The organism is Streptomyces sp. NPDC090088, assembly GCF_044747345.1.
Lineage (GTDB): Bacteria > Actinomycetota > Actinomycetes > Streptomycetales > Streptomycetaceae > Streptomyces.
The window spans coordinates 664,840-684,241 of the sequence record NZ_JBIVDZ010000004.1 but is presented as its reverse complement, the minus strand read 5'-3'; the positions used below and the strand labels follow the sequence as shown (position 1 = coordinate 684,241).

The 19,402-nt window shown below is 73.5% G+C and carries 13 protein-coding genes; 7 read left to right on the top strand and 6 right to left on the bottom strand.

Annotated elements, in window-relative coordinates; all coding sequences use genetic code 11:
• Positions 1–10 precede the first annotated feature (10 nt).
• Positions 11–1,717, bottom strand: coding sequence for a SpoIIE family protein phosphatase (locus ACIPSJ_RS23065; protein ID WP_401348293.1), 1,707 nt, complete (start codon positions 1,715–1,717; stop codon positions 11–13).
• A gap of 293 nt (positions 1,718–2,010) precedes the next feature.
• Here ACIPSJ_RS23065 and ACIPSJ_RS23060 point away from each other — a divergent pair, with 293 nt between their 5' ends.
• Positions 2,011–6,027 carry a molybdopterin-dependent oxidoreductase gene (locus ACIPSJ_RS23060; RefSeq protein ID WP_401348672.1) on the top strand — a complete coding sequence of 1,339 codons (4,017 nt, stop codon included), beginning with the start codon at positions 2,011–2,013 and terminating at the stop codon, positions 6,025–6,027.
• 17 nt (positions 6,028–6,044) lie between these two features.
• On the opposite strand, the gene ACIPSJ_RS23055 is transcribed toward ACIPSJ_RS23060, so the two are convergent.
• Positions 6,045–7,055, bottom strand: a complete 1,011-nt coding sequence (locus ACIPSJ_RS23055) for a helix-turn-helix domain-containing protein (protein WP_401348291.1) — start codon at positions 7,053–7,055, stop codon at positions 6,045–6,047.
• A gap of 158 nt (positions 7,056–7,213) precedes the next feature.
• On the opposite strand from ACIPSJ_RS23055, the gene ACIPSJ_RS23050 reads away from it, so the two are divergent.
• From ACIPSJ_RS23050 to ACIPSJ_RS23035, 4 genes are all read left to right on the top strand, one after another.
• Complete coding sequence (locus tag ACIPSJ_RS23050; protein WP_401348669.1) at positions 7,214–9,268, top strand: molybdopterin cofactor-binding domain-containing protein; 2,055 nt, start codon at positions 7,214–7,216, stop codon at positions 9,266–9,268.
• Positions 9,269–9,299: 31 nt separating this feature from the next.
• Positions 9,300–9,758, top strand: a complete 459-nt coding sequence (locus tag ACIPSJ_RS23045; RefSeq protein ID WP_401348289.1) for a (2Fe-2S)-binding protein — start codon at positions 9,300–9,302, stop codon at positions 9,756–9,758.
• 116 nt (positions 9,759–9,874) lie between these two features.
• Positions 9,875–11,809, top strand: a complete 1,935-nt coding sequence (locus ACIPSJ_RS23040; protein ID WP_401348286.1) for a right-handed parallel beta-helix repeat-containing protein — start codon at positions 9,875–9,877, stop codon at positions 11,807–11,809.
• A 125-nt stretch (positions 11,810–11,934) separates the two neighbouring features.
• Complete coding sequence (locus ACIPSJ_RS23035) at positions 11,935–13,968, top strand: TerD family protein (protein WP_401348283.1); 2,034 nt, start codon at positions 11,935–11,937, stop codon at positions 13,966–13,968.
• Positions 13,969–13,975: 7 nt separating this feature from the next.
• Here the strand turns inward: ACIPSJ_RS23035 and ACIPSJ_RS23030 are convergent, their stop codons facing one another.
• Entirely contained in the window at positions 13,976–14,950 is a 975-nt protein-coding gene (locus tag ACIPSJ_RS23030; RefSeq protein WP_401348282.1) for an alpha/beta hydrolase, read from the bottom strand.
• A gap of 205 nt (positions 14,951–15,155) precedes the next feature.
• Between ACIPSJ_RS23030 and ACIPSJ_RS23025 the strand changes: the two genes are divergently transcribed.
• Positions 15,156–16,037 (top strand): LLM class F420-dependent oxidoreductase, encoded by an 882-nt coding sequence (locus tag ACIPSJ_RS23025; RefSeq protein ID WP_401348279.1) that lies wholly within the window; start codon positions 15,156–15,158, stop codon positions 16,035–16,037.
• Between the two features lie 70 nt (positions 16,038–16,107).
• Here the strand turns inward: ACIPSJ_RS23025 and ACIPSJ_RS23020 are convergent, their stop codons facing one another.
• Positions 16,108–16,665: an NADPH-dependent FMN reductase gene (locus tag ACIPSJ_RS23020; protein WP_355718655.1), complete on the bottom strand. Its 558-nt coding sequence runs from the start codon at positions 16,663–16,665 to the stop codon at positions 16,108–16,110.
• 103 nt (positions 16,666–16,768) lie between these two features.
• Between ACIPSJ_RS23020 and ACIPSJ_RS23015 the strand changes: the two genes are divergently transcribed.
• Positions 16,769–17,452, top strand: a complete 684-nt coding sequence (locus ACIPSJ_RS23015; protein ID WP_365683420.1) for a helix-turn-helix domain-containing protein — start codon at positions 16,769–16,771, stop codon at positions 17,450–17,452.
• Here the strand turns inward: ACIPSJ_RS23015 and ACIPSJ_RS23010 are convergent.
• Positions 17,427–18,593 (bottom strand): FAD-dependent oxidoreductase, encoded by a 1,167-nt coding sequence (locus ACIPSJ_RS23010; protein ID WP_401348277.1) that lies wholly within the window; start codon positions 18,591–18,593, stop codon positions 17,427–17,429. The genes ACIPSJ_RS23015 and ACIPSJ_RS23010 overlap by 26 nt on opposite strands.
• Before the next feature lie 9 nt (positions 18,594–18,602).
• On the bottom strand, positions 18,603–19,274 hold the full coding sequence (locus ACIPSJ_RS23005; protein WP_359212379.1) for a TetR/AcrR family transcriptional regulator: 672 nt from the start codon (positions 19,272–19,274) through the stop codon (positions 18,603–18,605).
• Positions 19,275–19,402 lie beyond the last annotated feature (128 nt).

Sequence of the window (19,402 nt, the reverse complement as noted above, 5' to 3'; positions counted from 1 at the left end):
ACAAGAGTGGTCACTCCCGGATCGCCCGGGCCGCCAGCAGCGCGATGTCGTCCTCGGAGCCGGCGGCCAGATGGGCGAGGACCGTGTCGAGGATGGTGTCCAGCGGGTCGGTGGGGCTCAGGGCCAGTCCCGTCAGCCGTTCCAGACCGCGGTCGATGTCCTCGCCGCGCCGCTCCACCAGCCCGTCGGTGTACAGGAGCAGCACACCGCCGCGTTCCGGGGTGACCCGCTGCTCGTACCGGCCGAGCCCGCTGCCCAGCGGCGGCCCGACCGGCACCGGGACCAGCTCCATCTCGCCCTGCGGGGTCAGCCAGACCGGTGGCAGATGACCGGCGCTGGCATAGGTGAGGGTGGCGACCTCCGAGTCGCCGAGGGCCAGGAAGCAGGTGGCGACCCGTTCGAAGCCGGAGTCGGCGACCATGCGGTCGGCGTGCTGCAGGATCTGGCGCGGCGAGAGCCCGGCGAGGGCCAGCGCGCGCAGCGTCGAACGGTAGTGGCTCATGGCCACCGCCGCGTCCACGCCGTGGCCCATCACATCGCCGATGACCAGCATCGTGCGGCCGTCGGGCAGGGCCAGGACGTCGTACCAGTCACCGCCGATCAGCGAGCCGTCGTCGGCGGGCCGGTAGCGGGCGGTGGTCTCGACACCGGCGTGCCGCTGCAGCTGGCCCGGCTCGGTCAGCAGGGCCCGCTGCAGCTCCAGGGCCATGGTGTGCTCGCGCTCGAAGCGGACCGCGCGGTCCAGGGCGCGCGCGGCACGGGCGGCGAGTTCCCGGGCCACCGTGGCGTCCTCGTTCGAGAACGGCGCCGACTCCCCGGCCCGGGCCAGCATCAGGATGCCCAGCACCCGGCCGTCCGCGACCAGCGGCGCGAGGAGCACCGCGTGGACACCGGCGGTGATGCACGCGCGGGCCGGCGCCCAGCGCGGGATCAGCGCCCGCCACTGCGTCTCGGTGATCGCGTTGCGCCGCCAGATCCGGCCCGCCGACAGGTTCCGCCGGGTCCCGGTGCCACGCGGCCAGCCGACCAGCTCACCGCGCGCGTCAAGGGCCGCGAGCCCGGTGACCAGGCCGGGACGCGTGGCGTACGCCACCAGCCGGGTCGGGGCCCGGCGCGCCGACGCCGTGTCGGAGGGACCGAGTTCCACCCCGGCCGCGTCCGCCAACTCCGGTACGACGAACTCCGCGAGTTCCCGGCAGGTCCCGGCGACGTCGGTGCCGGTGCCGATCCGGGACGCGGCCTTGTCCAGCAGCGCCAGCCGCCGGTGGGCGCGCTCCAGCTCGTACACGTACTGCTGCGGCTCGCTGATCTCCAGGCCCACCCCGGCGACGCCCACGACCCTGCCGCTGCTGTCGACCATCCGGTGGTACACGCACCGCCACTCGCGCACCTGGTACGGCGAGTCCACCCAGGTCCGCCCGGTCACGATGATCTCGCGCGGCCGTCCGTCGTGCAGGATGTCCCGCAGCACCTGCTCGGGCCGCTGGATGTGCGGCAGCACCTCGTGCAGCTTGTGCCCGAGGTAGGCGGCGGCGGGCAGGCCCGTCATCCGGGCCATGTGCGGGTTGACGTACAGATAGCGCAGGTCTGTGTCGAGGACCGCGAAACCCACGGCCGCGTCCTCGACGATGCCGCGCAGCAGATCGACGTAGCCCATGTCGGCGGGTGGTGCGCCCGGGGTGACGACCGGCCGTGGTGAGGAGGTGTCCCTGTCCACCCGGTCCTCCTCGCCTGCCCCCGCCCTCGGCCGCCCTCATCGTGCACCGGGTCCCCCGGCGGCGCATCTCGGACGGTCCCGCTCACACCGCCCGGGGCGGGTCTGTGCGGCGGCCTTAACCCCCGTTGATCAGGAGCGGTGACGCCGACGTAATCACTGGTACATACGGTCGAGGTCGAATGGAAGAGGCTGACCAGCAGGAACAGGGGGCGCCCGTGGCCGCGTCGGACTCGCGCAGCACCGCCACCGGCAAGGTGCGGACGGTCTGCTCGTACTGCGGGGTCGGCTGCGGCATGGTCCTGGACATCGGCAGCGGCCCCGACGGCCGCCGTACCGTCCTCAAGGCCTCCGGAGACAAGGAGCACCCCGCGAACTTCGGGCGGCTGTGCACCAAGGGCGCCACCACCGCCGACATGCTCGCCGCCCCCGGCCGGCTGACCACCGCGCTGCTGCGGCCCGAGCGGGGCGAGGAGGCCGTCCCCACCGGCGTGGACACCGCGGTCGCCGAGACCGCGCGGCGGCTGCGCGCGATCGTCGACGAACACGGCCCGGACGCGGTCGCCCTCTATGTCTCCGGGCAGATGAGCCTGGAGGCCCAGTACCTCGCCAACAAGCTCACCAAGGGCTACCTGCGCACCAACAACATCGAGTCGAACTCCCGGCTGTGCATGGCCAGCGCCGGCACCGGCTACAAGCTCTCGCTCGGCGCCGACGGCCCGCCCGGCTCCTACGAGGACCTCGACCGGGCCGATGTCTTCCTGGTCATCGGCGCCAACATGGCCGACTGCCACCCCATCCTCTTCCTGCGCCTGATGGACCGGGTCAAGGCGGGCGCCAAGCTGATCGTCGTCGACCCGCGGCGCACCGCCACCGCCGCCAAGGCCGACCTCTTCCTCCAGGTCAAGCCGGGGACCGACCTCGCCCTGCTCAACGGCCTGCTGCACCTCCTGCACGAGAACGGGCACACCGATCCCGCGTTCATCGAGGCGTACACCGAGGGCTGGGAGGCGCTGCCGGAGTTCCTCGCCGACTACCCGCCGGACGCCGTCGCCGCGACCACCGGCATCCCGGAGGCCGACCTGCGCACGGCGGCCCGGCTGATCGGCGAGGCGGGGGAGTGGACCAGCTGCTGGACCATGGGCCTCAACCAGTCCACGCACGGCACCTGGAACACCAACGCGCTGATCAACCTGCACCTGGCGACCGGAAAGATCTGCCGCCCGGGCAGCGGCCCGTTCTCGCTCACCGGCCAGCCCAACGCCATGGGCGGCCGCGAGATGGGCTACATGGGGCCGGGTCTGCCCGGCCAGCGGTCGGTCCTCGTCGACGCCGACCGGGCCTTCGTCGAGGACGTGTGGGGGCTGGCACCCGGCACGATCCGCGCCGACGGCGTCGGCAAGGGCACCGTCGAGATGTACCGGAAGATGGCCGACGGCGAGATCAAGGCCTGCTGGATCATCTGCACCAACCCGGTCGCCTCCGTCGGCAACCGCAGGACCGTCATCGAGGGCCTGGAGGCCGCCGAGTTCGTCGTCACCCAGGACGTCTTCGCCGACACCGAGACCAACGCCTACGCCGATGTCGTCCTGCCCGCCGCCCTGTGGACCGAGTCCGAGGGCGTCCTCATCAACAGCGAACGCAACCTCACCCTCGCCCGCCCCGCCGCCGACCCGCCCGGCGAGGCCACCGCCGACTGGCGCCTGATCGCCGCCGTCGCCCGCGCGATGGGCTTCGAGGACGGCTTCTCCTACGACAGCGCGGAGGAGATCTTCGAGGAGATCAAGGGCTTCCACAATCCGCAGACCGGCTACGACCTGCGCGGGGTGAGCTACGACCGGCTGCGCGCCGCTCCCGTCCAGTGGCCCGCCGCCACCGCCGAAGGACCCGACCGCAACCCCCTGCGGTACGTCGACCCCGACGGCACCCTCACCTTCGCCACCGCCTCCGGCCGCGCCGTCTTCCACGCCCGGCCGCATCTGGACCCCGCCGAGATGCCGGACGACGACTACCCGTTCGTCCTCAACACCGGCCGCCTCCAGCACCAGTGGCACACCCTGACGAAGACCGCCAAGGTCGCCAAGCTCAACAAGCTCAACCCGGGCCCGTTCGTCGAGGTCCACCCCGAGGACGCGGCTGCCCTCGGTCTCCTCGACGGCGACTCGGTCGAGGTGGCCTCGCGGCGCGGCCGGGCCGTCCTGCCGGCGGTCGTCACGGACCGGGTGCTGCCCGGGGCCTGCTTCGCGCCCTTCCACTGGAACGACCTCTTCGGCGAGTACCTCAGCGTCAACGCGGTGACCAGCGACGCGGTCGACCCGCTCTCCTTCCAGCCCGAGCTGAAGGTGTGCGCGGTGTCGCTGACCAAGGTGTCCACACCGGTGACCGTGCAGACGCCGGGGACCGAGGAGACCCCGGCCGCGATCGCCGTACCCTCCGCCACCGCCGTCGTCGCCCCCACGGCCGTGCTGCCCTCCGCCGCCTCGGTGTTCGGCCTCGACCCCGTTCCGCCGCCGGTCCTCACCGATCGCGAGCGGCAGTACCTGGTGGGCTTCCTCGCCGGTATCCCGGTCGGCGCTCCCGGTGTGCCCGTGCTGCCGCCGGACGCGCCCTTCAGCCCCGAGCACGCCCTGTGGGTCAACGGCACCCTCGCCGGCATGTACTCCCGTTCCGCCACGGCCCCCACGGCCCCGGCCACCGCGCCCGCCCCCGGCCGTCAGGTGGTGATCCTCTGGGCCTCGCAGACCGGCAACGCCGAGGACTTCGCCGCCGCCACCGCCGAGCGCCTCACCGCGGGCGGCCACGCGGCCTCCCTCGTCGCCATGGACGAGGCCGACCCGGCCGCCCTGCCCACCGGCGCCGACCTGCTGCTGATCACCAGCACCTTCGGCGACGGCGACGCACCGGACAACGGCAGCGGCTTCTGGGACGGCCTCGCCGCCCTCGACACCGGGCGCCTCACCGGCCGCCGGTTCGCCGTGCTGGCCTTCGGCGACTCCAGCTACGACGACTTCTGCGGGCACGGACGGCGCCTGGACAGCCGGATGGACGAGCTCGGCGCGGTCCGGCTCGCGCCGCGCACCGACTGCGAACCGGACTACGAGACACAGGCGGAGGCCTGGCTGGACCAGGTCCTGATCGCCCTCAAGGAGGAGACCGCGCCCGCTCCCGCCGCGGCCCCCACCCGGTCCCGGCGCCCCGCCCCCGTCACGGCCCGCCTCACCGGCAACCGGCTGCTCAGCCTGCCCGGCGCCGGCAAGGAGGTCCGCCGCTTCACCTTCGACACCCGCGACAGCGAGACCCCGCTGGCCTACGAGGCCGGCGACGCGCTCGGGGTCCGCCCGCTCAACTCCCGTGCCCTGGTGGAGGAATGGCTCGCCGTCACCGGACTCGACGGCACCACCGGCGTCGAGGTCAACGGCGTCGGCGAAGTCCCCTTCGCCGAGGCGCTGTCACGGCATCTGGACATCACCCGGATCACCCCGGACCTGCTCCGCTTCGTCGCCGAACGCGCCCGAGACCCGCGCGAGTTGCGCAAGCTGCTGCGCCCCGACAACAAGGACGAGCTGGCCAAGTGGTCCTGGGGACGGCAGGCGGTCGACCTCGCCGCCGAGTTCGGCACCCGGGCCGGCGCGGCGGAGTGGGCGGGCGTGCTCGGCAGGCTGCAGCCGCGGCTGTACTCCATCTCGTCCAGCCCGCTCACCGACCCCCACCAGGTCTCCCTGACCGTCTCGGTCGTCCGCTACGAGAACCTGCGCGGCAGGCCCCGGCAGGGCGTCTGCTCACCCTTCCTCGCCGACGCCGAACCCGGCACCGAGGTCCCGGTGCACGTCCAGGGCTCCCCGCACTTCCGCCCGCCCGCCGACCCGGCGACCCCGATGGTGATGGTCGGCCCCGGCACCGGGGTGGCGCCGTTCGTCGGGTTCCTGGAAGAGCGGCGCGCCCGCGGCCACCGCGCCCCCAACTGGCTGTTCTTCGGCGAACAGCACCGGGCCAGCGACTTCTACTACGAGGAGGAGCTCACCGCCCTGCTCGCCGAGGGCACCCTGAGCCGCCTCGACACCGCCTTCTCCCGCGACCAGCGCGCCAAGGTCTACGTCCAGGACCGGATGCGCGAACACGGACCGCTGCTGTGGTCCTGGCTCCAGGACGGCGCCCACTTCTACGTGTGCGGCGACGCCTCCCGGATGGCCAAGGACGTCGACCGGGCGCTCAAGGACATCGCCACCGTGCACGGCGGGCTGACCCAGGACGAGGCGACGGCGTACGTCAAGCAGCTGGCCACGGAGAAGCGTTACGTCCGGGACGTCTACTGATTCCTCTACCGGTCCCTCTATTGATTCCTCGTCAGATGGCGCATGGTGAGGGCGAGGTGGAGCCGGAACCGGCCCTGCGGGGTGCGTACCGACCAGCCCAGCAGATGCTCCGCGTGCGTCAACCGGTCCTGGAGCGTGGAGTGGTGGACGTTGATCTCCCCGGCCGCCGCCCGCAGGCTCGCCGTCGACGCCACCGCGTGCAGGGTGCGCAGCATCCAGGGCGCGTCCGCCGCCGCGGCCTCCACCGCGCGGACGTCCGGCGCCGGTTCGGCACCGGGGACGACCAGGGCGGCGAGCAGCGCGACATCGCCCAGCTCGTCGGCGTGCACCACGGGCCGCTCCGGTTCCTGTCCGCCGCCGTCGGCGGTGAACCGCAGCGCGGTACGGGCCGCGTCCCAGGAGCGGGGGAGATCCTCGACGGCCACGGCCGGTCCCACGCCCATCCGCCCGGCCGCGGGCAGCGCCCGGCCGTCGGCGACGATCCGGGCCGGGCCGTCGGCGACCGCCACCGCCCGCACCCGCGCGTCCGGTCCTGCGCCGTCCAGCCCGAGCGAGCGGGCCGCGTGCAGCCGGGCGGGCAGCGGGGCACCGGCGTCCAGAACCGTCTCGACCAGCGCGGGATCGTCCACCGGCGGTGCCGGGGCCCGGCCCCGGGTGCGGTCGAGCACCGACCGTACGGCCGCCGAGGCCCGCTCCAGGATCACCGCGTCGACCACGCTCGTTCCCGGGGCACCGGTCCGCTCCAGCCAGAGCGCGGGCGGCCCGCCCGGCACCAGCGGCGCACAGGGCCAGCCGGGGTCGGGGGCGTCCTCGCTGTCGGCGCGCCGGCCGTCCGGCTCCACCCGCAGCCTGACCAGCCGCTCGGGGTCGGCCAGCCGCGCCGGGCAGCCGGCGAGCACGGCGGCCCCGCGCACCAGCGCCTCCAGACCGGCCCGGGACTCGGCCAGCCGGTCGAAGTAGGTGATGACCGTGACGGCGGCCCCGGCGTCCGGGTCCACCGCGGCCAGCCGCCCCGCCAGCTCTTTCATACCGCCATCATGCGCCATCCGGCCGCAGGGGGAAGGGGCAGGCAACCGATGCGGACGTCCGCCCCTCATAGCTGTCGAGACAGCCGTCGACGACAGGAGCCTCTCCCTTGGACCGCAACGCGCCCGCCCGGGCCGCCGGCCCGTCCCGCCGGAGATTCATGGTCTACACGGTGGCCGCGGCCACCCTCACGGTCGCCGCCCCGCTCGGCTGCGACACCTCGGAGGCCGACGGCGCCACCGCGGCCCCCGGGGTCCTGGTCACCGGCACCGACGAGGAGATGCTCGTCCTGGAGGTCACCGCGGACAACGAGGTCGTCGTACGGCTGCCGCGCGTCGAGGTCGGCCAGGGCATCACCACCGCCGTCGCGATGATGATCGCCGAAGAGCTGGACGCCCGCCTGACCGACGTGCGGATCCCCCTCGCCGACGCCCGCAGCAAGGGAAACCAGTACACCGGCGGCTCCAGTTCGGTCAGCTCGCTGTACGGCCCGGCCCGGCAGCTGGCCGCCACCGCGCGGGCCCGGCTGGTGACCGCGGCCGCCCGCCGCTGGCACCTTCCCGCGCACTCGCTGCGGACCTGGCACGGCCGGGTCCTCGCCCCCGACGGCCGGACCGCCACCTTCGGCTCGCTCACCGCGAGCGCCGCCCGGATCCGCACCCCGGACGTGTCGAGCAAGCCCAAGCCGGCCTCCCGGCACCAGGTGATCGGGAAGCCCACGACCAGGATCGACGCCCGGGACATCGTCACCGGCGCCGCGAAGTACGCGGGCGACCTGGCGGTGGCCGGGGCGAAGCCGACCGTGGTGGCCCGGCCGCCGACGCTGCGCGGCAAGCTGGTCTCCCTCGACGACACGGCGGCCCGCGCCCTGCCCGGCGTGCACGCGGTCGTGAGGATCTCCGGCGGGGTCGCCGTCGTCGCGGACACCTTCCACCACGCCTTCCAGGCCCGGGACGCCCTGAGGATCACCTGGGCGCCGGGCCCGCTGGCCGCCCTCTCCGACAAGGAGATCCGCTCCCGGCTGCGCGCCGCCGTACCCCGCCTGGGCAGCCCGCCGCGCGGATCGACGCAGATCGAGGGCGAGTTCGCGTTCGCGTTCGTCAGCCACGCCCCGATGGAGGTGCTCACCGCGATCGCCGACGTCCGCTCCGACCGGGCCGAGCTGTGGTTCTCCACGCAGACGCCGATGGACGCCCGCGAGACGATCGCCGCACTGCTCGGGCTGCCGAAGACGGCCGTGCGGGTCCATGTGATGCGCGGCGGCGGCTCGTTCGGGCGGCGGCTCAACTTCGACGCGGCCATCGAGGCGGCCCTGATCTCCAAGGCGGCCCGCAAGCCGGTGAAGCTGATGTGGAGCCGCAACGACGACACCCGGCACGGCAGGATGCGGCCCGCGAGCCACCACCGGATCCGGGCCAGCGTGGCCGGCGGCCGGGTGGTGGCCTTCCAGCACATGACGGCCTCGGTGGGGGAGTCGTCCGACGAGACCGCCCTGACCGCCCAGTCGGCCGGGGTGCGGCCGCTGCCCAGCGACAGCGGCCTGTACAACTTCGGCCGTGTGGGCGGTGATTCGGGCGGCATCGAGCTGGCAATCCCGCTGGGCGCCTGGCGGTCGGTGGACTCCGGCACGTCGCGCACCGTGGAGGAGATCGTCGTCGACGAGATCGCGCGCGCCCTGCACCGGGACCCGGTCGCCTTCCGCCGCGGCACCCTGCGGAGCAAGGAGGTGCGGGCGGTCCTCGCCAAGGCGGCCGCCGCCGGGCACTGGGGCCGGGCCATGCCCGCCGGGACCGCCCAGGGCGTGGCCGTCCACGAGGAGTACGGGTCCGCCGTCGCCTGCCTCGCCGAGATCGACGCCACCGACCCGAAGAACCCCCGGGTCACCAAGGTCGTGATGGCCGCGGACGTGGGTACGGCCGTCAACCCGCGCGGCCTGGAGGCCCAGCTCATGGGCACCGCGGTCGACGGCATCTCCACCGTGCTGCGGGCCGGGCTGCACATCGACCGGGGCGCGGTGCGCGAGGGCAGCTTCGCCGACTTCCACTACGCCCGCCAGCGGCACGCCCCGCTGGAGTTCGAGGCCCATATCCTCCCCTCCGGCCGGGAACCCGGCGGCGCCGGCGAACTCGGTGTCCCCGCCGCGTCGGGCGCGGTCGCCAACGCCTACGCCCGTGCCACCGGAACCAGACCCCGCAGCTTCCCGCTCGACTTCTGACCCACCGCCTCCCGACTCCCAGAAGGCACCGATGCGTTCGTACTCCTTCGTCCTCAACGGCAAACCGGTCACCGTCGAGGCCCCCGACGACATGCCCCTGCTCTGGGTCCTGCGCGACCTGCTCGGCGTCACCGGCCCCAAGTACGGCTGCGGGGTGGGCGTCTGCCGCGCCTGCACCAGCCACCTCGACGGCGAGGAGGTCCAGCCCTGCACGGTCCCGGTCGCCGACTGCGCGGGCCGCACGGTCACCACCATCGAGGGCCTGGCCGACGGCGACACCCTGCACCCCGTCCAACAGGCCTGGCTGGACTGCGACGTGGCCCAGTGCGGGTTCTGCCAGCCCGGCCAGATCATGGCGGCCGCCGCACTCCTCAAGCGCACCCCGCACCCGACGGACGCCGACATCGACGCGATCGAGAACGTCTGCCGCTGCGGCACCTACTCCAGGATCAGGGAGGCGATCAAGAAGGCGTCGGCGAACGGGGGTTGAGTCCACCGAAGACGCCGAGGCGTAGCCGAAGGACACCCCGGCAGAGACGATCGGCCGACGACCGCGCACCTCCTCCCGCCCGACCATGGGGCCATCCGACGAGCGGGAGGCATCACATGAGGACAGCACGGGGGAGCGCGGCCGCCGCCCTGGCGATGGCGGCCGTACTGGCATCGACGGCCGCCGCACCGGCCCCGCACCACCCCGCCACCACCCGGCTCTACGTGGCCCCCTGGGGCGACGACCACGGGCCCGGCACCCTCGACCACCCCTTCGCCACCCCGGCCCGCGCCCAGCGCGCGGTACGGGCCCTCGCCCCGCGCACGGCCTCGGACGTCACGGTGAACCTGCGCGGCGGCACCTACCGCCTCACCGCCCCGCTCCGCCTGACCACCGCCGACTCCGGCCGCCACGGCCACCGGGTGGTCTACCAGGCGTACGGCTACGGCACCGCGCACCAGGAACCGGTCACCCTCAGCGGCGGCCGCCCGGTCACCGGCTGGCGTCCCGCCCCCGGCCGGCCCGGCGTCCGGCGCGCCGACGTCGGCGCCCTGGAGACCCGCCAGCTCTACGTCGACGGCCGCCGGGCCCCGCGCGCCGCCCTGGGCGCCCCGCTGCCCGGGAAGGTGAAGCTCACGGCGACCGGCTACACCACGACCAGCAGGACCCCGCTCTCCTGGCACCACCCGGCCGACCTCGAAGTCGTGTACCGCTACGACTACGTGGAGGGCCGCTGCGGGGTCGCGGCCGTCTCCGCGCGGGCCGCCGGCCGCACCGCGGTCACCATGGACCAGCCGTGCTGGAGGATGGCCCGGGCCCTCTACGGCGCGGACGCCCTGGCCCGCACCCACGACGTCGAGAACGCCCCCGAGTTCCTCACCCGGGCCGGAAGCTGGTACCTGGACCGCTCCCGCCCCGCCCACCACACCCTCCTCTACCGCCCCCGCCCAGGCGAGGACATGACCCGCACGCAGGTCGTCGCGCCCGTCCTCCAGACCCTCCTGAGCGGCACCGGCGGCTCCGCCTCCCACCCGCTCCACGACCTCACCCTGCGCGGTCTGACCTTCGCCCACGCCACCTGGCTGGCGCCGAACGAGCCGGCCGGGTTCGCCGCCGCCTGGAGCATGTACATGCGCCCGGGCAAGGGCGGCGACATCATCGCCCGCACCGTCCCCGGCAACGTCGCCTTCCGGTACACCGACCGCGTCACCCTCACCGGCAACCGCTTCACCCACCTCGGCGCCCAGGGCCTCTCCCTGACCGCCGACAGCTCGCGCACCACGGTCACCGGCAATGTCTTCACGGACATCTCGGACGGCGGCATCGCCCTCGGCGTCCTGCCGCCCGCCACCCGGGGCACCAGCCGCGGCAACCGGGTCACGGACAACTGGATCCACCACATCGGCGCCGAGTACCGGGCCGCCTCCGGCATCTGGAACAGTGCCACCCAGGACACCCTCCTCGCCCACAACCAGGTCGACCACGTCCCCTACACCGGCATCCTCTCCGGCCCCAGCGAGGACCTGCGCGGCCTGACCCGCCGCAACCGGATCCTCGGCAACCGGGTCTTCGCCACCAACCGGCTGCTGGCCGACGGCGGCGGCATCTACCTGCGCGGCGACCAGGGCCCCTCCTACGCCGACGGCGCCCTGGTCGCCCGCAACGCCGTCACCGACAGCCCGCAGGGCGTGTGGAACGTCGGCATCTACACCGACGACTCCAGCAACCGCGTCACCGTCCGCGACAACGTCGTCCACGACTACGTCGCCTCGATCGGCGGCTGCAGCGAGAACTGGGGCGGCCGCCCGGTCCGCAACATCCGCTACACCGGCAACCACTGGGACGACAAGGTGCCCACCTGGCTCGCCCGCCGCCCCTACCCGGGAGCCTGGCCCCCCGCCCCCGACTGCGGCGACCCCCAGCACCTCCACTTCGCCCACAACACCCTCCTGACCCCGGCCACCCCCTGCGCCGCCCTCCCGTCCTGCACGGCCATCGCGACCACCGCGGGCCCGAGGCCGCCGTACCGCAGGGCGCTCGGCCTGCGCTGACCAGGAGTTCCCCACCCGCCCGGTCAAGATCATAAAAAGTCGGTCGATTCCGGACCGAAGGCACCGCCGAGCTCGGTGCGCACTACAGTTAGCCGGGCTCGATGGTGGGGATCCTGGGGGGATTCATGCAGGAGATGGTGAAGGGGTCCAACGTCACGTTGTCGGCCCTGAGCGAGAACGTCGGCTCGGTGATCGTCAGCCTGGGCTGGGTCAGCCCCAGCGGCGAGGGCGACGCGGACGTGTCCGTTCTGCTGGTCGGCGCCGACGGCAGGGTGCGCGGGGACACCGACTTCTACTTCTACAACAACCCGGTGGCGGCCGACGGCAGTGTGCAACTGCTCGGCAAGACGCCCACGGAGGCCGGCGACGAGGACCGGATCGGCTTCGACCTGACCGCCGTACCGCAGGACGTCGACCGGATGATCGTGGCGGCCAGCCGGTACCGGGACGCCCGCTTCGGTGAACTGGAGAACCTCACCGTCACCCTGGCCGACGCGGCCGGGGACGGGCTGCTCCGGTTCACCGTCGCGGACGCCGACGCGGTGAGCGCCGTCATCTTCGGCGAGCTGTACCGCAGGGCGGGGGAGTGGAAGTTCCGCGCCGTCGGCCAGGGGTACGCCGACGGACTGGCCGGTCTGGCGACCGACTTCGGCGTCGACATCGACGACGACGCCGCACCCGAGGACGCGCTGGACGGCCCCGCCGACGGCGAACAGGCCGGTCCCGAACCGGTGGTCGAACAGGAGGCGAAGGACAACCTGGACGGCGTCCCCGCGCCCCGCCCGCCCGCCGACGACACCGCGGCGAGGCCGTCGGCCGCCCGGCCGCGCACGGCGAAGAAGAAGGTCACCCTGCCGAAGGCCGCCAGGAAGTCCCTCGCGGAGAACGAGTCCTGGCGTCAGGCCCGGCTCTTCCCCGTCTCGGCCCTGAAGAGCGACCGCGACCGCGAGACGCGCGCCACCTCCGTCCTGCTCTCGGTGATGGCCCAGGTACCCGAGTTCGGCCGCCGGCTCACCGCGGGCTTCGGCGCCCCGGCCGGACGCATGGAGACGTTCACCGAGGTGTCCCTGCCGCACGGCGACACCCCGCGGCGCCCCGACGGGGTCGTGCGCGTCGAGCGGGCCGGCAAACTGTGGACCGCCCTGGTCGAGACGAAGACCAACGGCAACGCCCTGAAGTCCGAGCAGGTACAGGCCTACATGGACATCGCGGCCCGCCGTGGCTACGAGGCCGTGATCACGCTCTCCAACGACGTGGCGCTGGAAGGCAGTCCGCTGGTCGACGTCAAGATCGACGGGCGGCGCAAGCACAAGGTGGCGCTGCGCCACCTGTCCTGGGCCGAGGTCGCCCACCAGGCCCAGATGCTGATCCGGCACGAGGGCGTCGGCAACAAGGCGCACGCCTGGCTGCTCCAGGAACTGCTGCACTACCTCCAGCACGAGAACTCCGGCTGCCACGGCTTCCAGAACATGGGCCCCGCCTGGGTCCCGGTGCGCAACGGCATCGACGACGAGACCCTCTGCCAGGGCGACCCGCGCGCCCTCGACGTGGTGGAGAGCTGGGAGCGGCTGATCCGGCAGGTCTGCCTGGGCCTGGGCGGCGAACTCGGGCAGAAGGTGCTCCCGGTGCGTGGCTCCAAGGCCGGCCGGGACCCCAAGGAGCGCCGGGACCTGCTCGCCGACCAGCTGTGCCTGCAGGGCCGGCTCCAGGCCGAACTGCGCATCGAGGGCACGCCGGGAGTGCTGGAGATCGAGGCCGATCTGCGCACCGGCCGGCTCCGCACGGCCATGCAGATCCCGGCCCCTGAACAGGGCTACCCGCTGAGCTGGGCCAAGCGGCTGGTGCGGTCGCTGGCCGAGGCGCCGGCCGATCTGCACATCGAGACCCTGGTGGAGGGCGACACCGCCGGGCCGCGCGGCACCCTCGAACGGCTCCGCCCCGAACCGGCCGACCTGCTGCCGAAGGCGGACGGCGCCCGGATCACCGGCTTCCGGCTCTCCCTCCTCAAGGGCATGGGCAGCGGCCGGGGCAACGCCGAGACCGGGTTCATCCGCAGTGTCGACGACGCCGTGCAGCGGTTCTACGGCACGGTCGCGGTCCACCTGGACCGGGCGACGGCCCGACGGGCGCCGACGAAGCAGCCGGAGCCCGTCGGCTGACGGCCGCTCAGCCCGCCAGCAGCCGTCGCAGCCAGGTCACATGGGCTGCCCGTGCCGCCTGGGAGAGGGCGGCCTGCGGGGCGAAGCCGTCGAAGCCGTGGAAGCCGCCCGGCCAGACGTGGAGTTCGGCGACGCCGCCGGACTGCCAGATGCGGGACGCGTAGGCGACGGTCTCGTCCCGGAAGGTCTCGGCGGAGCCCACGTCGAGGAAGGCCGGCGGGAGGTTCGTGAGGTCGGCGGCGCGGGCGGGGGCCGCGTAGGGGGAGACGTCGGGGCCGCCGCGGGCCGCGCCGAGCAGGGCGGTCCAGCCGGTCTCGTTGGCCGTGTGGTCCCAGACGCCGAGACCCTTCATCTGGTGGCTGGAGGGCGTGTCGTTGCGGTCGTCGAGCATGGGGCACATGAGTATCTGGCCGATGACCGACGGGCCTTGACGGTCCCTCAGAAGCAAGGCAAGGGCGGCGGTGAGGCCGCCGCCCGCGCTGGCGCCGGCGATCACGATCCGGTCCGGGTCACCGCCGATCTCCTTCGCGTGCTCCGCCGTCCACAGCAGCCCGGCGTACACGTCCTCGACCGGCGCCGGATGCGGATGCTCGGGCGCCAGTCGGTACTCCACCGACACCACCACCGCGCCCAGTTCCCTCGCCCAGGTCAGTGGGACGTCCACGCCCACCCGGTTGTTGCCGATCACCATCCCGCCGCCGTGCACGTGGTAGATCACCGGCAGCGGACCGGGAGTCGCGGGGGCGACCGGGCGGCAGATCAGGAGGGAGATCTCCGGCGCGTCCGACGGACCGGGCACCGTGCGGTCCTCCACCGCGAACGCCCCGTCCATCGTGAGGTCCAGCTCGGCCAGCAGCTGTATCCCCGCGCCCTCCCGGATCGTGGCGATGTCGTCCATCGTGAACGCCGGGGAGATCACGTCCTTGATCAGCTCCAGGGCGGCGGAGAGTTCGGGGTCGAACGGGGGCGGTACGGAGGTCATGGCTGCTCCTCGCGGCGGTGTACTGCGGCTCGTAGGGCCATGATCCGCTCCGCCGTATGCGCACCGGAGGCCGCCGGACGGCGGAAGCTCCCCGCCATCCGGCGGGTGCCCGGTCCGGACCCCGCGCCGCGGCTTGACTTCGAGCGCGCTCGAAGATCTAGCGTCGATGGAGCATACGACCATCCGGGCGGAACGGAGAACGGCCATGCGCGTGGGCGTGCACATCAACCGGTTCGACCACCCCGGCGGCGGGCCCGCCCTCGGCGCCGAACTGGCCGCCGCCGGTGCCGCGGCCGAGGCGGCGGGCGTCAGCTGGGTCTCGGTGATGGACCACTACTTCCAGATGGAGTTCAACGGCGGCGCCGAGGACCCCATGCTGGAGGCCTACACGACCCTGGGCTACCTGGCCGGCCGCACCTCCACCGTGCGGCTGGGCGCCCTGGTCACCGGAGTGACGTACCGTCATCCCGGTCTGCTCGCCAAGATCGCGACCACTCTCGACCTGGTCTCCGGCGGCCGGGCCACCCTGGGCATCGGGGCCGCCTGGTACGACCGTGAGCACCACGGCCTCGGTGTGCCCTACCCGCCGCTCGCGGAGCGCTTCGAGCGGCTGGAGGAGACGCTGCGGATCTGTCTCCAGATGTGGGACCCGGAGAACGACGGCCCCTTCGAGGGCACGTACTACCGGCTCGCCGAGACGCTCTGCGTACCGGCGCCGGTCAGCCGGCCGCACCCGGAGATCATGATCGGCGGCGGGGGAGAGAAGAAGACCCTGCGGCTGGTCGCCCAGTACGCCGACGCCTGCAACCTGATCCCCGGCTCCCCCGAGGGGCTCCGGCACAAGCTGGACGTGCTGCGCGGCCACTGCGACACCGTCGGACGGGACTACGACACCATCCGCAAGACCATCGCGTACGGCGCCGAGTCGGCCACCACGGGTGACCTGGACGCCTTCACCCGGGACATCGAGGGGTACGCCGAGCTCGGCCTCGACACCGTCATCCTGTCGCCGCGCCTGGGCGAGACCTCGGGATGGATCGAGAGCTTCGCCGCCCCGGCCGTCGAGCGGCTCGCCGGGATCGAGTGAGCCACGGGACGTGGAAGAAGGGGGCCGGAGCTCGTCGGCTCCGGCCCCCTTCTTCTGGGGCGGGGGTGCCTCAGGCGGCCACGCCCACGTTGCCGTGCAGGCGCGCGACGACCTCGGTCAGCTGGGCGGCGACCTCGGCGTCGTCGGCCGGGTGGGTCTCGGCGAAGCGGACCACGGAACCGGGGATGGAGAGCTTGATGTCCTCGATCACCTTGCCGCCGGCGATGCCGACGGCCTTGCGGGTCTCGTCCTGCGCCCACACGCCGCCGTACTGGCCGTAGGCGGTGCCGATGACGGCGACCGGCTTGCCACCGAAGGTGCTGGCGCCGTACGGGCGGGACAGCCAGTCGATGGCGTTCTTCAGGACGGCCGGGATCGTGCCGTTGTACTCGGGGGAGAAGAGCAGGAAGGCGTCGGCGGCCTGGGCGGCGGCGCGCAGCTTCGCGGCGGCAGCCGGGACGTTGCCCTCGACGTCGATGTCCTCGTTGTAGAACGGGATGTCGGCGAGGCCCTCGAAGACCTCGACCTCGGCACCCTCGGGAGCGAGCTTCACGGCCGCCTCGGCGAGCTGGCGGTTGTGCGAACCGGCACGGAGGCTGCCGACGAGCGCAAGGATGCGGACAGACATGGGGGAACTCCAAGGGGGGATGAAACACTGCCGTTACGAATCCGGACCGGGGTCCGGTTAATTTCTAACATCCCAAACGGACCGCGGTCCAGTTCTGTTCCCGATGCTTTACGCTGTCTTCATGTCCAGCGTCCTGCCGCCCTTCCCGCAGCCTCAGGAGCCCTTCGACACACCGCAGTTGCTCGAAGTGGGACCCTCCGCTCCCGAAGAGCCCTGCCTGCGTGCCGACGCGGCCCGCAACCGTGCCCGGCTGCTGGAGGCCGCCGCCCGGCTGATCGCCGAGCACGGGGTGGCCGGCGTCACCATGGAGGCGGTGGCCGCGGCGGCCGAGGTGGGCAAGGGCACCGTCTTCCGCCGCTTCGGCGACCGCACGGGGCTGCTGATGGCCCTCCTCGACCACTCGGCGCGGCAGCTGCAGGCCGACTTCCTCGGCGGGCCGCCCCCGCTGGGCCCCGGTGCCCCGCCGGTCGAGCGGCTGCGCGCCTTCGGCATCGCGGTGCTCTACCGCGCGGTCGAGCAGCTCGACCTGCAGCTGGCCGCCCAGCCCGAACCGACCCGCCGCCACGCCCATCCCTCGGGCCGCGCCCTGCGCACCCATGTCACGGTGCTGCTGCGGCAGATCGAGCCGGACGCCGACTGCGAACTGCTCGCCCAGACGCTGCTGGCCTCTCTCGACCCCGCCCTCATCCACCATCTGACCAGGCAGTGCGGGATGCCGATGGAGCGCCTGGAGGCCGGCTGGGTCGACCTGGTCGCCCGCGTCACGCGGACGGAGCCGCCCCGCTGACGTCCGGCCGCCCGGCCGTGAACAGGTCGACCAGGCCGCGCGGCGCGTCGGCGTCGAACAGCAAGGCGCCGCCCGCCGTCGACTCCGCCGCGGCCGCCGCGGCGCGCGGGAACATCCCCGCCTCGTAGGCGGCCAGGGCGGCCTCGGTGTCGCCCGGGTGCGCGAGGAGGGCCAGGCCCAGGTCGGCGCCGTCGATCAGGGCCAGGTTGGCGCCCTCCCCGGCGAACGGCGACATCAGGTGCGCCGCGTCACCGATCAGGGTCACGCCGGGCACGCGGTCCCAGCGGTGGCCGGCCGGCAGGGCGTGGATCCGCCGGGGCACCAGCTCTCCCTCGGCGTCCGCGACCAGCGCCCGCAGGCTCTTGTCCCAGCCGTCGAAGGACCGCAGGACGGCCTCCTTGGCCGCCTCGGTGTCGGTGAAGTCGATCCCGTCCAGCCACTCCTCGGGAGCCTCGACCGCCGCGTACACATGCAGACCGCCGTCGCTCTCGCGGTGGGCCATGAAGCCCCGGCCCGCGCCCAGCGCGAACAGCATGCCGCCGCCGACGACCTCGGCGCTCACCGGATGCCGTACGTCCGCCTCCGGCAGGTCCGCCTCCGCGAACGACACCCCGGAGTAGGCGGGCCGGGCGTCCGAGACCAGCGGGCGCACCCGGGACCAGGCGCCGTCGGCGCCGACCAGCAGATCGGTGGTGAAGGAGCCGCCGTCCGCCAGGAGCACCTCGTGCCGGCCGTCGCCGAGCGGGCGGGCGTCGACGGCCTTCGCGCCCCAGCGGATCACGCCCTCGGGGAGCGAGTCGAGCAGCAGCCCGCGCAGATCGCCCCGGTCGATCTCCGGACGCCCGCCGGTACCGTCGTCCACCGCTTCGTGACGGACCCGGGCGTCCTGGTCCAGCACCCGCACCGCCTGGCCGCCGGCATGGACGTGCGTCAGGAACTCCTCGTACAACCCGGCCGCGCGGAGCGCCGCCTGGCCGGACTCCTCGTGGATGTCGAGCATGCCGCCCTGGGTGCGGGCGGCGGGGGAGGCGTCGAGGTCGAAGAGGGCGGTCTCGACGCCGTGCGCGTGCAGCACCCGGGCGAGCGTGAGCCCGCCGAGTCCGGCGCCGATGATCGCTATGGGGTGGTGGGGTGTCGGCACGGTGGTCTCCTAGTCGTGGGGTTCGGGTACGGCGGTGTGCTCGATGCCGCTGATCAGGGCCTGGAACGCCCAGGACGCGCGGGCACCGGGTGACCCGGTCATGAGCAGTCCGGAGGCGGCGGCGATGTGCGGGTGGGTCCGCTCCGACACCTCGGTCAGTGCGTGACCGAGCGCGTCCCAGTCCTCCTGGGAACCCCCGCCCGCGTGCTCGGCGGCGGTCGCGGTGGCGCGCTGGAGCAGCAGGTCGACGCCCCAGGCGGCCCGCTCGCGCGGCACCCCGCCCTCGGCGAGCAGGCCCAGCAGGGTCTCGATGAGATTCAGGTAGTTCGGGCCGCTCGGCCAGGCGGTCAGCGCGGAGCGGGCCAGACTCGGGTACTCCAGGAGCATCCGGGTGTACGCGAGGAGCAGCTGCTCCAGCCGCTTGCGCCAGTCGCCCTCCGCCGGGGCCGGTGCCACGCCGCCGAGCAGCTCGTCCAGGACCGCCGCGTGCAGTTCGGCGGTGTTGCGGACGTAGACGTACAGCGAGGCCGGTCCGGTGTCGAGCTCCTGGGCCAGGCGCCGCATGGTGACCTTCTGCAGACCCTCGGCGCGCAGGATCTCCACGGCGGCGGTGACGATGCCCTCCCTGGTCAGGGCGGGCTTGGCGGGACGCTCGCGGCGGGAGCGGGGGGTGGCTGGCATGCCCCGACTCTAACGAACATGTTCGCTCCGAACAAGTTCGTGACGAACATGTTCGTCGGACGGTGCTTCCGGCGGCGTGCCGGGCCCAATTCGTCCAACCGTGAACCACCTTGCCCCGCCGCCATGCT

Coding starts and splice junctions, on each gene's coding strand:
- ACIPSJ_RS23030 (WP_401348282.1), bottom strand. CDS start 14,950: ATGACCTCCGTACCGCCCCCGTTCGACCCCGAACTCTCCGCCGCCCTG.
- ACIPSJ_RS23020 (WP_355718655.1), bottom strand. CDS start 16,665: ATGTCTGTCCGCATCCTTGCGCTCGTCGGCAGCCTCCGTGCCGGTTCG.
- ACIPSJ_RS23040 (WP_401348286.1), top strand. CDS start 9,875: ATGAGGACAGCACGGGGGAGCGCGGCCGCCGCCCTGGCGATGGCGGCC.
- ACIPSJ_RS23050 (WP_401348669.1), top strand. CDS start 7,214: ATGGTCTACACGGTGGCCGCGGCCACCCTCACGGTCGCCGCCCCGCTC.
- ACIPSJ_RS23060 (WP_401348672.1), top strand. CDS start 2,011: ATGGTCCTGGACATCGGCAGCGGCCCCGACGGCCGCCGTACCGTCCTC.
- ACIPSJ_RS23045 (WP_401348289.1), top strand. CDS start 9,300: ATGCGTTCGTACTCCTTCGTCCTCAACGGCAAACCGGTCACCGTCGAG.
- ACIPSJ_RS23035 (WP_401348283.1), top strand. CDS start 11,935: ATGCAGGAGATGGTGAAGGGGTCCAACGTCACGTTGTCGGCCCTGAGC.
- ACIPSJ_RS23005 (WP_359212379.1), bottom strand. CDS start 19,274: ATGCCAGCCACCCCCCGCTCCCGCCGCGAGCGTCCCGCCAAGCCCGCC.
- ACIPSJ_RS23015 (WP_365683420.1), top strand. CDS start 16,769: ATGCTTTACGCTGTCTTCATGTCCAGCGTCCTGCCGCCCTTCCCGCAG.
- ACIPSJ_RS23055 (WP_401348291.1), bottom strand. CDS start 7,055: ATGAAAGAGCTGGCGGGGCGGCTGGCCGCGGTGGACCCGGACGCCGGG.
- ACIPSJ_RS23025 (WP_401348279.1), top strand. CDS start 15,156: ATGCGCGTGGGCGTGCACATCAACCGGTTCGACCACCCCGGCGGCGGG.